This is a genomic window from Pseudoduganella sp. UC29_106 (assembly GCF_044055365.1).
Taxonomy (GTDB): domain Bacteria; phylum Pseudomonadota; class Gammaproteobacteria; order Burkholderiales; family Burkholderiaceae_D; genus Rugamonas.
On sequence record NZ_CP171977.1, the window covers coordinates 750,463 to 764,031 of the forward strand.

The window sequence follows — 13,569 nt, forward strand, 5'->3', positions numbered from 1 at the left end:
GTTGCAATTCTTGTTGACGATAACACAAGTCAGCGTTCCGCCCAACGTTCCATGATTTCTTTTATCGCGGGCAGGCGTTCCAGGAACAGGTCGACCAGCTCCGGCTGGAAGTGCAGGCCGCGCTGGGCGCGCAGCCAGTCGCAGGCTTCTTCCAGCGGCCAGGCCGGTTTGTAGGGGCGCACCGAAGTCAGGGCGTCGAAAACGTCAGCCACCGCGACGATGCGGCCGGCCAGCGGAATTTCTTTGCCCTTCAGGCCGCGCGGGTAGCCGCTGCCGTCCCACTTCTCGTGATGGCACAGCGCCACCTCGCAAGCCACCTTGAGCATGCCGCTTTCATGCTCGCCGATGATGCTGGCGCCGATGGTGGGGTGGGTGCGCATCACGTCCCATTCCTCGGGCTCCAGGCGCGCGGGCTTTTGCAGGATGCGGTCGGGGATGCCGATCTTGCCGATATCGTGCATGGGCGCGGCCACGAACAGGTCGTCGGCGGCCTGCTCGTCCAGGCCATAGGCCTCGCCCAGCAGGCGGGCGTAGTGGCTCATGCGGATCACGTGCAGGCCGGTCTCATTGTCCTTGTACTCGGCGGCCAGGCCCAGGCGCTGCACGATCTGCAGGCGCGTGGCGCGCAATTCTTCCATGCGCACCAGCGACAGGTGCAGCTTCAGGCGCGCCTTGACCACGGCCGGGTTCAGGGGCTTGGTGATGAAATCGACCGCGCCTGCTTCAAAGGCATCGACTTCGTCGCCCGGGTCGGTGAGGGCGGTGACGAAGATGATCGGAATGCCGGCCGTTTCCGGATCGGCTTTCAGCTGCTGGCACACCTCGTAGCCCGTCATGTCCGGCATCATTACATCGAGCAGAATCAGGTCCGGCTTTTCCTTGCGCGCCAGTTCCAGCGCGCGCGGCCCGTCTTTCGCAAACATCAGGCGGTAGCGGTCCTGCAGGATCTGGCGCAGCAGATGCAGGTTGGTGCTTTCGTCATCCACGGCCAGCACGCAGGGCTGGCGCGGCGGTGGGGGACTCATGGCTGGCCTCCTTCGCGTGGCAGGTGCTCGGCGAGCAGGGATTCCAGTTGCGCCTTGGCGGCGGTAAAGTCGAAATCGTCGATGGCGCGCTGCAGGTCGGCCAGGCGGCCGGGTGCCGCATTGCTGCGCAACGCTTCCGTCAGCGCGTTCATCGCATCCTGGTCGAAGCTGCCGCTGTCGATGGAGCGCATCAGCTTTACGCCGAGGACGCGCAGCAGGGCGGCATCAGGCAATACGGCCGTACCATCGGCGCGGGCCAGCGCCGCGCCAGCCGCGCTGCCGCTGTCCAGGCGATCGGCCACGGCGGAAGCATTGCGCGCCGCGGACAGCGCATCGGCCAGGCGCTGCGCAGCCAGCTCCAGCAGGCCTGGCAGGGCCGCGCTGTCTACCGTGCGCAAAGCGTTTTCAAGACGGCCCAGCGCCTCGGCCAGCTGCTCCAGCCCAAGGTTGGCGGCCGCGCCGCGGATCTGGTGGGCCCGCTGGCGGCCTGCCGCGTGGCGGCCCGAGGCGGCGGCCGCAGCCAGGTCGGCGGCGGCATCCGCATTGTCGGCGGCAAAATTGCGCAAGGCGCGCAGATAAGACTTCTCCTCGCCGGCCCACAGGTGCAGGCCCTGCACTGCATTCAGCACCTGCGCCTGGGATTCGGGCGCGCCGCTTTCCGGCCGGGCGGGGCGCGCGACACGCAGCGCACTGGCGGGGACTGCGGCGCGGGCGATCTCGCGCAGGCGGAAGCCGAGCACGTGTGCGATTTCCTGCGTCAGCGCCACCTCGTCCACCGGCTTGGTGGTGAAACCGTCCATGCCGGCGGCCGCCGTGGCTTCTCGGTCGCGTTCCAGCACGCTGGCCGTCATCGCGATCACGGGCGTGCGCCGCCGGCCCGTGCGCTGTTCGGCCTCGCGCAGTTGGCGCGTGGCTTCCAATCCATCCATGCCTGGCATTTGTACATCCATCAGCACCAAGTCGAAATGCGCTTCGGAGGCCAAGTGTAGCGCGATGCCGCCGTCGCTGGCGCCCGTCACGTTGTGCCCCAGGCGGGACAGCAGCAGCATCAGCACTTCCAGGTTTTGCGGCACGTCGTCGGCAGCCAGGATGCGCAGCGGCGGCAGCATCACGGGCACGCCGGGCCGGCGCGGCGCCTCGCTGCGCGCTGTCAGCAACGGCAGCTGCACGTGGAAGGTGCTGCCTTGGCCGGGCAGGCTTTCAGCCCAGATACGGCCGCCCATCAGTTCCGTCAATTGCTTGCTGATGGTGGTGCCCAGGCCGGTGCCGCCATAGCGCCGGCTCATGGAGGCATCGGCCTGGGTGAAGGGCTCGAAGATGGCATCGATACGGTCGGCCGGAATGCCGATGCCGGTATCGCTGACGGCGAAATGCACCAGGTCGCGCTCATCCTCGCGTTCGCGCGTCACGCGCAGCGATACGCTGCCTTTGGCGGTGAACTTGATGGCATTGCCCAGCAGGTTGTTCAACACCTGGCGCACACGCAGTTCGTCGCCGTGCATCATGGCCGGCAGGGCGGAATCGTAATGCACGGTCATCGAGAGCTGCTTGTCCGCGGCATTGCTGCCCATGGTGGAGGACAGCTCATCGACCAGCGTCAGCAGGCTGTAGTCGTGCAGCTCCAGTTCCACGGCGCCCTTGTCCAGCTTGGCCGTGTCCAGCACTTCGTTCAGGAGGCGTAGCAGGGAACGGCCCGCATTGCGCACCGTATCGAGGTGGCGGCGCTGGGAGGCGCTCAGGTCGCCCTGCAGCAGCACATCGGTGAAGCCGAGGATGGAATTCATCGGCGTGCGGATTTCGTGGCTCATATTGGCCAGGAAGGCGGAACGCGCGGCCGCGGCCTGTTCGGCCTTCTCCTTGGCCTGGCGCAGGTCTTCCTCCATGCGGCGGCGTCCGCTGATATCGAGGATCACGCCATCCAGGCAAGCCACCTTGCCCCGTTCATCCAGCACCACGCTGCCGTGCTCCCACATCCAGCGCGTGCTGCCGTCGCGGTGCTCCAGGCGGTATTCCAGCGTGAAAGACGTCTTCTGTTCGATGGCGCGGCGCAAGCCTTCGGCCACCTGGCCGTGGTCGTCCGGATTTATCAGGTCGCTGTAGCAGCGCAGCGGCGGATCGCCAGTGTAGTCGGCAGGCGGATAGCCGGTCAGCGCTTCGATCGCATCGCTCACATACACCATCGGCCAGCCGGGCCGCATCAGGGAACGATAGGAAATGCCAGGGATGTTGCCAATCAGGGAACGGAACTGCTGCTCGCTTTCGCGCAGCTGCTGTTCCATCTTCTTCTGCTGCGAGATGTCGGTGACGAAGCAGACGTAAAGCTGCTGGTCGTCCAGCAGCGCGTTGCCATAGGCGGTGCGGATCGGCACATGGCCGCCATCCTTGCGCAAGCCCAGCGCCGAGGCGCTGCTGTGCATCAGCGGGGCATCCGGCTGCAGGGGATTGGCGATCAGCAGGCGCACATTGCGGCCGATGACTTCCTCGCGTTTCCAGCCGAAGATGCGTTCGCCCGCCGCATTGAAATCGCGAATGGTGCCGTCTTCCTGCATCGTGATCACGCCGTCGACGGCCGTTTCCAGCAGGGTGCGCAGCCACGATTCGTTCTTGCTCAGCTCACGGAACAGGGCGCGGTAGCGCAGCAGCCAGTTAAAGGACAGTACCAGCGCCGCGAACAGGGCCGTGGTGAGCGTGATGGCCAGCGCCAGGAAGCCGGCATTGGCGATGCCGCTGGCCGGATCGTTGGGCACGCGGCCCACGAAGCGCGCCGCCGCCATGCCGGTGTAATGCATGCCCGCGATGGCGCAGCCCATGATCAGCCCCGCGATCGCAGTCAGCATGCGTTCGCCCAGGCGCGAACCGAGCCCGCGCAAACCATAGCGTACCCACAGCGAGAGTGAAGCCAGGGCCACGGCCACGATGATGGAGAGTCCGAAAATCCAGGGATCGTAGCGCAGCGCCAGCGCACTGCGCATGGCCGCCATGCCGCTGTAGTGCATGGCGCCGATGCCGGCGCCTACCAGCAGGCCGCCGACCAGCAGCGGGCGCCAGCCCATGTGCTGCCTTCCCAGCAGCGACAGCGCGACCCAGGACGCCGCCATGCTGGGGCCCATCGACAGCAGGGTAATCAGGGGATCGTAGGAAACCGGCGTGCACAGGTTGAAGGCCAGCATGCCGATGAAGTGCATGGCCCACACGCCGCTGCCCAGCGCCAGGCTGCCTGTCAGCAGGGCGGCGTTGCGCAGGGTGGCGCTGACGGCGCGCGCGCTCTGGCCGGCCATCTGCAAACCCATCCAGGAGGAAAAGCTGGCCACGACGACGGACAGCGCCACCAGCCAGGGTTCGTAAATGCCGTAAGTGAGCAGGGCCGGATCGGCCGGAGGGGCAAAGAGCTGGGACAGGGTTGTCATGTCCATCAATACTGTCCTGCGGGGATGGCGCCGCCCCGGTTCGGCTGCCCGTCGCGGGCACCAGGCTTATACGGCCAGCAGCTTTTCGATGTCGGACGCCAGTTCTTCCGGCTTGGTAGTCGGAGCATAGCGTTCATGGACGCTGCCGTCTTTGCCGATCAGGAACTTGGTGAAGTTCCACTTGATGCCCTGGGTGCCCAGCAGGCCGGGGGCGGCCTGCTTCAGGTATTTATACAAGGGATGGGCGTTGTCGCCATTGACATCGATCTTGGAAAACATCGGGAAGCTCACGCCGTAGTTGCGTTCGCAGAAGGCGCTGATGTCCGACGCATTGCCCGGCTCCTGCTGGCCGAACTGGTTGCAGGGGAAGCCCAGCACTTCGAAGCCGCGCGCGGCGAACTGCTTGTGCAGCTCCTCCAGGCCCTTGTATTGCGGGGTGAAACCGCACTGGCTGGCCGTATTCACGATCAGCAGCACCTTGCCCTGGTATTTCGCCAGGTCGACCGGATTGCCGGACAGGCTGTCCGCCTGGAAGTCGTAGATTCCCGTCATCAGATGATCCCCAAATGTTCAGTGCCGGCGGTCAGGTCGCGCGTTTTGGCGGCCTTGCCTTCCAGCTTGATTGCCAGGCGCAGGTCGTTCACGGAGTCCGCATTGCGCAGCGCATCTTCGTAGCTGATCTTGTCCGCTTCGTACAGGTCGAACAGCGACTGGTCGAAGGTCTGCATGCCCAGTTCGCGCGACTTCTTCATCAATTCCTTGATCTCGTGCACCTGGCCCTTGAAGATCAGGTCCGAGATCAGCGGAGAGTTCAGCATAATCTCAATTGCCACGGCGCGGCCCTTGGCATCCTTGAGCGGGATCAAGCGCTGCGAAATCATCCCTTTCAGGTTCAGCGACAAGTCCATCAGCAGCTGCTGGCGGCGCTCCTCGGGGAAGAAGTTGATGATGCGGTCCAGCGCCTGGTTGGCGGAGTTGGCGTGCAGCGTGGCCAGGCACAGGTGGCCCGTCTCCGCGAAGGCAATCGCGTGGTCCATGGTCTGGCGGTCGCGGATTTCGCCGATCTGGATCACATCCGGCGCCTGGCGCAGGGTGTTTTTCAGCGCCACTTCCCAGTCGTCGGTATCGACGCCCACTTCGCGCTGGGTGACGATGCAGTTATTGTGGGGGTGGACGAATTCCACCGGGTCCTCGATGGTAATAATGTGGCCGTAGCTGTTGGCGTTGCGGTAGCCCACCATCGCCGCCAGCGTGGTCGACTTGCCGGAGCCGGTGGCGCCCACCATGATCACCAGGCCGCGCTTGGACATCACCACATCCTTCAGCACTTCCGGCAGGCCGAGGTCTTCCAGCTTCGGAATCGCCGAATTAATCGTACGCAGCACCATGCCCACGGCGCTCATCTGCACGAAGGCCGACACACGGAAGCGCCCCAGGTCGCCCGGGCTGATCGCGAAGTTCGCTTCCTTGGTCTGTTCGAACATCGCGGTCTGCTTGTCGTTCATGATCGAACGCGCCAGGTCGGCCGTGTGGGCGGCCGTCAGCGGCTGGGCCGACACGGGCGTCATCTTGCCGTCGATCTTGATGGCGGGCGGGAAGCCGGCGGTGATGAAAAGGTCCGAGCCTTTTTGCTGACCATCAGGCGCAGCAGGTCGAACATGAATTTTGAAGCCTGGTCGCGTTCCATGGAAATCAGCCTGGGAAGTTTTCGGGGATCTTGGCAGCCGAACGCGCAGCTGCGGCGGAGATGACATTGCGGCGCAAGAGATCGGTCAGGTTCTGGTCCAGCGTCTGCATGCCGACATTGCTGCCGGTCTGGATCGCCGAATACATCTGCGCGATTTTCGCTTCGCGGATCAGGTTACGGATGGCGGGCGTGCCGACCATGATTTCGTGGGCGGCTACGCGGCCGGAACCGTCCTTGGTTTTCAGCAGCGTCTGCGAGATCACGGCCTGCAGCGATTCGGACAGCATGGCGCGCACCATCTCTTTTTCCTCGGCCGGGAACACGTCGATGATACGGTCGATGGTCTTGGCGGCGGAGGACGTGTGCAGGGTGCCGAACACCAGGTGGCCCGTTTCTGCGGCGGACAACGCCAGGCGGATGGTCTCCAGGTCGCGCAATTCGCCGACCAGGATCGCGTCCGGGTCTTCCCGCAGCGCGGAGCGCAGCGCATTGTTGAAGGACAGCGTGTGCGGGCCCACTTCGCGCTGGTTGATCAGGCACTTCTTCGATTCGTGCACGAATTCGATCGGGTCCTCGATGGTCAGGATGTGGCCGTACTCGTTTTCGTTTAAATGGTTAATCATTGCGGCCAGCGTGGTCGATTTGCCGGAGCCGGTGGGGCCGGTCACCAGCACCAGGCCGCGCGGCCTGAGCGCGAATTCGGCGAAGATCTTCGGCGCATTCAGTTCTTCCAGCGACAGGATCTTGGACGGGATGGTACGCAGCACGGCCGATGCGCCGCGCTCCTGGTTGTAGGCGTTGACGCGGAAGCGCGCCAGGCCGGGAATGGCAAACGAAAAGTCGCACTCCAGCATCTCTTCATACGCCTTGCGCTGGCCGTCGTTCATGATGTCATAAATCATGCCGTGCACGTCCTTGTGTTCGAGCGGGGGCAGATTGATGCGGCGGACATCGCCGTGAACGCGGATCATCGGCGGCAGGCCGGCGGAGAGGTGCAAGTCGGAAGCTTTGTTCTTGACGGAGAATGCGAGAAGTTCGGAAATGTCCATTTATAATCCCTGAGCCCTAGGAAAACCCATCTGATTATGTCCACAATCGTCCAGAACTTGCAAGTTGTCGCTAATACAATCGCGGAGGCCGCCAGACAGGCAGGAAGGCCCGTGGATACTGTGCATCTGCTGGCCGTATCGAAGACTTTCGGACCCGAAGCCGTGCTCGAAGCTGTGCTTGCGGGACAACGCGCATTCGGCGAAAACTATGTGCAGGAGGGCGTCGACAAGATCCACGCCGTGGCGCAGGCGCGCGGCTGCACGCCGCTCGAGTGGCACTTCATCGGTCCCATTCAAAGCAATAAGACAAGACTTATCGCTGAAAACTTCGATTGGGTGCACACGATTGAGCGCGAGAAGATTGCGGCGCGGCTCAACGAACAGCGCCCGGCGCAGCTGCATCCGATGCAGGTCTGCCTGCAGGTGAATACCAGCGGTGAAGCCAGCAAGAGCGGCGTCACGCCGGACGAAGTGGCGTCGCTGGCGCGCGCGGTGGCGGGCATGCCGCGCCTGAAGCTGCGCGGGCTGATGTCCATCCCGGAACCGGAAGAAGATTTTCGACAGGCAGCGCGCGGCCTTCCGCGTGCTGCGTGAACTGTACGACACGCTGCGCGCGGACGGCCTGGAACTCGACACGCTGTCGATGGGCATGTCGGCCGATATGCAGGCAGCAATCATGGAAGGCGCGACCATTGTTCGCGTTGGCAGCGCCATCTTCGGCGCGCGGCAGTACAACAAAGGATAAGCACAAATGAAGATCGCATTTATCGGCGGCGGCAATATGGCTGCTGCTCTGATCGCTGGCCTGGCTGGCAAGCTGGTCCCCGGCGCGAACATCCACGTGGTGGACCCGAACGCGGCTGCGCTGGAAAAGCTGTCGCGCGAACATGGCGTGACCGTGGCCGGCGCTACCGGCGCCGAAGTGGCGCAGGCGGAAGTGATCGTACTGGCGGTGAAGCCGCAATCGATGCGCGAAGTGCTGCACCAGCTGCTGCCGCAGCTGCAGGCGGCGCAGAACGCGGGCCGCACGCCGCTGGTGCTGTCGATCGCGGCGGGCATCCGCGCCGCAGACTTGTCGCGCTGGCTGGGCGGCTACGGCGCCATCGTGCGCACGATGCCGAACACGCCGGCGCTGATCGGCATGGGCGTGACGGGCATGGTGGCGTCGGCGGGCGTGAGCGCGCAGCAGCGCGAGGCGGCGGACCAGATCATGAAAGCCGTGGGCGGCACGGTGTGGCTGGACAACGAATCCCTGATCGATCCGGTAACGGCCGTCTCCGGCAGCGGCCCGGCCTATGTGTTCTATTTCATCGAAGCGATGCAGCAGGCCGCGCTGGAAATGGGCCTGACGGCGGAGCAGGGCACGCAGCTGGCGATTGCCACCTTTACCGGCGCGGCACAACTGGCGGCGCAATCGACGGAGCCGGTCTCGGTACTGCGCGAGCGCGTCACGTCCAAGGGCGGCACGACCTATGCGGCGCTGACCAGCATGGAAGAAAGCGGCGTGAAAGCGGCAATCGTCAAGGCGCTGCACGCTGCAGCTGCCCGCGGCAAGGAACTGGGCGAGCAGCTGGGCGCAGCCGATTAATTATTGCGGGTGATGAGCACACCCAGGGCGATGCCGACCGCCGCACCGAGGGCGACGGATTTCCATGGGTTGTCGTGCACGTAGACATTGGTCGCTTCGGCGGCTATCTTGCCGCGCGCCATCATGCTGTCTTCCAGGCGGTGCAGGTCGCGCTTGGCGGTGCGCAGCGTGTCCTCGAACTTGGCCTTGACCATGGTCAGGTCGTCGCTGCCGGCCGATGCGGCGCCGCGCAGCCATTGTTCGGCATCCTGGATGGCGTGTTTCAGGTCCTGCATCAGGCGCTCGCGCGCTTCCGCGTTTTCAGCGCTGTAGCTGTGAGTGCTGCCGTTGGCGACGCCGCCGCCATTGGGCTTCGGGGTATTTGGGGAAGTCTGGTCCATGATCGCCTCTTCTGTAGTTGAACAGTGTCATCAACGCAGCGCGTAATCCAGCGCAATGCCGGCAAACACCGCCGCGCCCAGGTAGTTATTGTGGCGGAACGCGGTAAAGCAAGGCGCACGCTCGCGTCCGCGGATCAGGAAATAATGATACACCGCGCAGCCGGCTGCGACCGCTACGCCCGCGTAATAAGCCGGGCCCAGGTCGAAATGTTGTCCCGCCGCGATCCAGATGATGAATTGCGCCGCGTAGCACAGCATGATGGCGGCTACGTCGAACCGGCCGAAAGTGATGGCGGACGTCTTGATGCCGATCTTCAGATCGTCGTCGCGGTCCACCATGGCATAGGCCGTGTCATAGGCGATGGCCCAGAACACATTGCCCAGCAGAAGAATCCATGCCCACAGCGGCACGTCGTTTTGAACGGCGGCAAAAGACATCGGAATGCCGAAGCCGAACGCGATGCCGAGGTAAGCCTGGGGAATGGCGAAGAAGCGCTTGAAATAGGGATAGGTGCCGGCCAGCACCAGGGCCGCCACGGACAATTGTTTAACCAGTGCATTCAGCGGCTGGATCAGCAGGAAAGCGATCAGCGACAGGCCGGCCGCAATCGCCAGCGCTTCCTTGCCGCTGATGCGGCCCGAGGTGATGGGGCGCTCGGCAGTGCGCTTCACATGACGGTCGAAGTCCTGGTCCGCGTAATCGTTGACGGCGCAGCCGGCCGAGCGCATCAGGAAGGTACCGAGCGTGAAGATCAGCAGCAGTTTCAGGTCGGGCACGCCGCCGGAGGCCAGCCACAGGGCGCCCAGCGTCGGCCACAGCAGCAGCACGGTGCCGATGGGCTTGTCCAGGCGGACGAGGCGGAAATAAAGCTGGAGGCGGCTGAGGGGCTGGGCGGTGGCTTGCACGGGAATCTCGGCTTGATGACGACAGCCCCGTATTTTACCCGGCGTAGCCGTTGAGCGTGGTAACGCCCGGGAGGCGGCACTGGGCCACGGCTTCGATGATGGCGTCGATGGCCGCCTTGCGGGTGAAGCTTTTGCGCCACACGATGACCACGCGGCGCGAAGGTTCGGGGTCTTCGAAGTAGCGGAAGGCCAGCATGCCGTCGCGGCCTTCCATATCCGGCACGGACGCGCGCGGCAGCACGGTCAGGCCGATGCCGCTGGCCACCATGTGGCGGATCGTCTCCAGCGACGAGCCTTCGAAGGTGCGCTGCATGCCATTGCCCGGCGTGGCGAAGCGCGCCATTTCGGGGCAGACTTCCAGCACCTGGTCGCGGAAGCAATGTCCATTGCCCAGCAAGAGCATGGTTTCCTGTTTCAAGTCTTCCGATGGAATGCGCTCGCGCACCGCCCACGGGTGCTGGCGTGGCATGGCGACCACAAATGGTTCGTCATACAGGGGCTGGCTGGCCATGCCGTGCTCGGGAAGGGGGAGGGCCATGATGGCCGCGTCCAGTTCGCCCTGGCGCAGCAATTCCAGCAGCTTGACGGTGAAATTCTCCTGCAGGATCAGCGGCATCTGCGGCGTTTTCTCGATCATCGCCTTGACCAGCGGCGGCAGCAGGTAGGGGCCGATGGTATAAATGACGCCGAGGCGCAGGGGGCCGGCCAGCGGGTCTTTATTCTGCTTGGCCAGTTCCTTGATGGCGGCCGTCTGTTCCAGCACGCGCTCGGCCTGGGCCACGATCTGGGCGCCCAGCGGGGTGACGGAAATCTCGGCGCCGCCCCGCTCGAACAAGACCACCCCGAGCTCGTCTTCGAGCTTCTTGATCGCCACAGACAAGGTCGGCTGGGCGACAAAACAGGCTTCGGCGGCATGGCCGAAGTGTTTCGCGCGCGCAACAGCGACTATGTATTTGAGTTCGGTCAGGGTCATAGACTCATTTGAACACACGAAATGCCCGTATGCAATGCTCCGTTTGAGTGATAGGGTCTGGCTATAATGAGCCACAACCGTACTAGCGAGGTGCACGCATGTCATCCACACTTGGGCACGAAGAAGCCCAGTCCTATATCCACAAGCTGCTGAAGGCCATGCACCAGGTCGGCGGCTCCGACCTGTTCATTTCAGCCGATTTCCCGCCCAGTATCAAGTCGCAAGGCTCCATGCGGCCGCTCAGCCAGCAGCGCCTGACGGCGGATGTGACCCGCGCGCTGGCCTACGCCATCATGAACGACAAGCAGCGGCGCGAGTTCGAAACCGAACTCGAATGCAACTTCGCCATCTCGCTGCCGGACGTGTGCCGTTTCCGCGTCAACGTCTTTGTGCAGCAGCAGGCGGTGGGCATGGTGATCCGTACCATCGCCTCCGAAATCCCGAATTTCGAGAAGCTGGACTTGCCGGAAGTGCTGAAGGAAGTGGTGATGACCAAGCGCGGGTTGGTGCTGGTGGTGGGCGGCACGGGTTCCGGCAAATCGACCACGCTGGCGGCGATGATCGATTATCGAAATGCCAACTCGGCGGGCCACATCATCACCGTGGAAGACCCGGTGGAATACGTCCACAAGAACAAGGGCTGCCTGATCACGCACCGCGAAGTGGGCGTGGACACCCTAAGCTGGCACCATGCGCTGAAAAACACGCTGCGCCAGGCGCCGGACGTGATCCTGATCGGCGAAATCCGCGATACGGAAACCATGGAGCACGCGATCGCGTTTGCCGAAACGGGCCACCTGTGCCTGGGCACCCTGCACGCGAACAACGCCAACCAGACCATGGACCGCATCATCAACTTCTTCCCGGAAGAGCGGCGCAACCAGCTGCTGATGGATTTGTCGTCCAACCTGCGCGCCATCGTGTCGCAGCGCCTGATCCGCACCGAAGACGGCAAGGGTCGCAAGGCGGCGATCGAGATCCTGCTGAATACCCCGACCATTTCCGAAATGATCTTCAAGGGGAACTTCCACGCCATCAAGGAAATCATGCACAAGTCGCGCGAGCTGGGCATGTGCACCTTCGACCAGGCGCTGTACGAACTCTATAATAAAGGCTATATCGCCTATGAAGAGGCGCTGCGCAATGCCGACTCGGCCAACCAGTTGCGCCTGCAGATCAAGCTGAGCGGCACGCGCAAGAGCCCCGATGACGGTGGCGGCGGCGGGCACGGTCCCGGCGAATTGAGCATGCAGGTGGATGAAGAAGAGGAAGAAGAATAAGCAATGCCGAAGTTTGAAGACAAGATTTGCACGCGCGCCGAGCTGGCTGCGCGGGTGGCCGCCCTGCCCAAGCCGGTGGTGCTGACCAATGGCGTGTTCGACATCCTGCACCGCGGCCACGTGACCTACCTGGCGCAGGCGCGCGAGCTGGGCGCGTCGCTGGTGGTGGCGGCGAATACCGATGCCTCGGTGAAGCGCCTGGGCAAGGGCGACGACCGTCCGCTGAATGCCTGCGAGGACCGGCTGGCGGTGCTGGCGGCGCTGGAAGCGGTGTCGCTGGTGGTGCCGTTCGAGGAAGACACGGCGCTGGAAGTGGTGCTGGAAGCGCGCCCCGAGATATACGCGAAGGGCGGCGACTACGATATGACGGCCATCCCGGAAGGGAAGGCGGTGCTGACTTACGGCGGCAAGGCTGTCGCCATCGATTTCGAACATGACCGTTCGACCACCAAGCTGCTGGCGAAGGTGCGCATGTTCACCTGACCTGGAGGACATATGGCAAGCGCGCGAATTTTCGGCATCCTGCTGACGGAAGAGGGCATGGCGGAGCTGGAGTTGCCCCTGAAGGAGTACTGGAGCGACGGGCCCGCGGGCAAATACCTGTACTGCAAGGAGGCCACGCCGGACCGCGCCTTCTTCCACGCAGTGATCGAATGCAGGAACAAGGAAGACGGATCGGCGTTCGAAGCCGAATTCTATATACCGAACCGCTTCGTGAAGGTGGTGATGTCCGGCCTGGAGCGCAAGCACATTGGCTTCGTCTGGCCGAAGGACTAGTTCTGCTGGATGGTGATCTTGCCGTCCGCCTCGAGGAAGGCGTACTTCATTTTCTCGAGCGGGCAGTCGTTTTCCCCTCAGCGCCTGTTCCACGTCGCCCTTGGCCACGTGGGACTTGCGCACCACGTCCTCGAAGATGCGGCCATCGCGGCCGAGCAGCACCGGCGTGCCCTCGATCAGCCTGGCGGCCTTGCCGCTGTAGGCGGTGATGACGGCGATGACGACGTTCAGCACGATCAGGGTTCCCGCCCGTATCAGCGCGCCCGAGATGGACTCGTCGCCGCCGGACAGCGACGGCGACACCGCCTCGCTGAGCAGCATGACCACGAGCAGGTCGAAAGGCGTGAACTGGCCGACGGTGCGCTTGCCCGTGAGGCGCACCATGATCAGCAGCGCGCCGTAGATAATCGCCGCGCGCAGCATGAACTCCCACCACGGCAAATCCATGTCGAACATGAGCCAGCCTCCCTGCCGTATTTGTACGACTTTTCCCTCCC

12 protein-coding genes and 2 pseudogenes are annotated in these 13,569 nt (G+C 63.9%); 6 read left to right on the forward strand and 8 right to left on the reverse strand.

Going from position 1 to position 13,569, the window contains the following annotated elements:
• Positions 1 to 29: 29 nt before the first annotated feature.
• The 5 genes and pseudogenes from ACHMW6_RS04115 to ACHMW6_RS04135 form a co-directional block, all read right to left on the reverse strand.
• On the reverse strand, positions 30 to 1,025 hold the full coding sequence (locus ACHMW6_RS04115) for an HD-GYP domain-containing protein (protein ID WP_395405790.1): 996 nt from the start codon (positions 1,023 to 1,025) through the stop codon (positions 30 to 32).
• Positions 1,022 to 4,438, reverse strand: a complete 3,417-nt coding sequence (locus ACHMW6_RS04120) for an MHYT domain-containing protein (RefSeq protein WP_395405792.1) — start codon at positions 4,436 to 4,438, stop codon at positions 1,022 to 1,024. The genes ACHMW6_RS04115 and ACHMW6_RS04120 overlap by 4 nt, the downstream gene beginning before the upstream one ends.
• A 60-nt stretch (positions 4,439 to 4,498) precedes the next feature.
• Positions 4,499 to 4,984: a glutathione peroxidase gene (locus ACHMW6_RS04125; RefSeq protein ID WP_395405794.1), complete on the reverse strand. Its 486-nt coding sequence runs from the start codon at positions 4,982 to 4,984 to the stop codon at positions 4,499 to 4,501.
• Positions 4,984 to 6,119: pseudogene (locus ACHMW6_RS04130) on the reverse strand (PilT/PilU family type 4a pilus ATPase). The gene ACHMW6_RS04125 and the pseudogene ACHMW6_RS04130 overlap by 1 nt, the downstream one beginning before the upstream one ends.
• A gap of 5 nt (positions 6,120 to 6,124) precedes the next feature.
• Positions 6,125 to 7,168, reverse strand: coding sequence for a type IV pilus twitching motility protein PilT (locus ACHMW6_RS04135; protein WP_395405796.1), 1,044 nt, complete (start codon positions 7,166 to 7,168; stop codon positions 6,125 to 6,127).
• Between the two features lie 36 nt (positions 7,169 to 7,204).
• Between ACHMW6_RS04135 and ACHMW6_RS04140 the strand changes: the two are divergent.
• Positions 7,205 to 7,913: pseudogene (locus tag ACHMW6_RS04140) on the forward strand (YggS family pyridoxal phosphate-dependent enzyme).
• Positions 7,914 to 7,919: 6 nt separating this feature from the next.
• Positions 7,920 to 8,756, forward strand: coding sequence for a pyrroline-5-carboxylate reductase (proC, locus tag ACHMW6_RS04145; RefSeq protein ID WP_395405798.1), 837 nt, complete (start codon positions 7,920 to 7,922; stop codon positions 8,754 to 8,756).
• Here proC and ACHMW6_RS04150 read toward each other — a convergent pair.
• From ACHMW6_RS04150 to ACHMW6_RS04160, 3 genes are read right to left on the reverse strand one after another with little or no spacing between them, the layout of a single operon-like run.
• Positions 8,753 to 9,136, reverse strand: coding sequence for a YqjD family protein (locus ACHMW6_RS04150; RefSeq protein WP_395405800.1), 384 nt, complete (start codon positions 9,134 to 9,136; stop codon positions 8,753 to 8,755). The two genes, proC and ACHMW6_RS04150, sit on opposite strands and share 4 nt — an antisense overlap.
• Positions 9,137 to 9,166: 30 nt before the next feature.
• Entirely contained in the window at positions 9,167 to 10,042 is an 876-nt protein-coding gene (ubiA, locus tag ACHMW6_RS04155; RefSeq protein WP_395405802.1) for a 4-hydroxybenzoate octaprenyltransferase, read from the reverse strand.
• A 34-nt stretch (positions 10,043 to 10,076) separates the two neighbouring features.
• Entirely contained in the window at positions 10,077 to 11,015 is a 939-nt protein-coding gene (locus ACHMW6_RS04160) for a hydrogen peroxide-inducible genes activator (protein WP_395405804.1), read from the reverse strand.
• 98 nt (positions 11,016 to 11,113) lie between these two features.
• On the opposite strand from ACHMW6_RS04160, the gene ACHMW6_RS04165 reads away from it, so the two are divergent.
• From ACHMW6_RS04165 to ACHMW6_RS04180, 4 genes are all read left to right on the forward strand, one after another.
• Positions 11,114 to 12,295 carry a PilT/PilU family type 4a pilus ATPase gene (locus tag ACHMW6_RS04165; protein ID WP_395405806.1) on the forward strand — a complete coding sequence of 394 codons (1,182 nt, stop codon included), beginning with the start codon at positions 11,114 to 11,116 and terminating at the stop codon, positions 12,293 to 12,295.
• A gap of 3 nt (positions 12,296 to 12,298) precedes the next feature.
• On the forward strand, positions 12,299 to 12,778 hold the full coding sequence (locus tag ACHMW6_RS04170) for an adenylyltransferase/cytidyltransferase family protein (protein WP_395405808.1): 480 nt from the start codon (positions 12,299 to 12,301) through the stop codon (positions 12,776 to 12,778).
• A 12-nt stretch (positions 12,779 to 12,790) separates the two neighbouring features.
• Positions 12,791 to 13,072: a hypothetical protein gene (locus ACHMW6_RS04175; protein WP_395405810.1), complete on the forward strand. Its 282-nt coding sequence runs from the start codon at positions 12,791 to 12,793 to the stop codon at positions 13,070 to 13,072.
• A 217-nt stretch (positions 13,073 to 13,289) separates the two neighbouring features.
• A complete protein-coding gene (locus tag ACHMW6_RS04180; RefSeq protein ID WP_395405812.1) occupies positions 13,290 to 13,475 on the forward strand; it encodes a hypothetical protein in 186 nt (61 codons plus the stop codon).
• Positions 13,476 to 13,569 lie beyond the last annotated feature (94 nt).

Coding starts and splice junctions, on each gene's coding strand:
- ACHMW6_RS04115 (WP_395405790.1), bottom strand. CDS start 1,025: ATGAGTCCCCCACCGCCGCGCCAGCCCTGCGTGCTGGCCGTGGATGAC.
- ACHMW6_RS04120 (WP_395405792.1), bottom strand. CDS start 4,438: ATGGACATGACAACCCTGTCCCAGCTCTTTGCCCCTCCGGCCGATCCG.
- ACHMW6_RS04125 (WP_395405794.1), bottom strand. CDS start 4,984: ATGACGGGAATCTACGACTTCCAGGCGGACAGCCTGTCCGGCAATCCG.
- ACHMW6_RS04135 (WP_395405796.1), bottom strand. CDS start 7,168: ATGGACATTTCCGAACTTCTCGCATTCTCCGTCAAGAACAAAGCTTCC.
- proC (WP_395405798.1), top strand. CDS start 7,920: ATGAAGATCGCATTTATCGGCGGCGGCAATATGGCTGCTGCTCTGATC.
- ACHMW6_RS04150 (WP_395405800.1), bottom strand. CDS start 9,136: ATGGACCAGACTTCCCCAAATACCCCGAAGCCCAATGGCGGCGGCGTC.
- ACHMW6_RS04160 (WP_395405804.1), bottom strand. CDS start 11,015: ATGACCCTGACCGAACTCAAATACATAGTCGCTGTTGCGCGCGCGAAA.
- ACHMW6_RS04165 (WP_395405806.1), top strand. CDS start 11,114: ATGTCATCCACACTTGGGCACGAAGAAGCCCAGTCCTATATCCACAAG.
- ACHMW6_RS04170 (WP_395405808.1), top strand. CDS start 12,299: ATGCCGAAGTTTGAAGACAAGATTTGCACGCGCGCCGAGCTGGCTGCG.
- ACHMW6_RS04175 (WP_395405810.1), top strand. CDS start 12,791: ATGGCAAGCGCGCGAATTTTCGGCATCCTGCTGACGGAAGAGGGCATG.
- ACHMW6_RS04180 (WP_395405812.1), top strand. CDS start 13,290: ATGACGACGTTCAGCACGATCAGGGTTCCCGCCCGTATCAGCGCGCCC.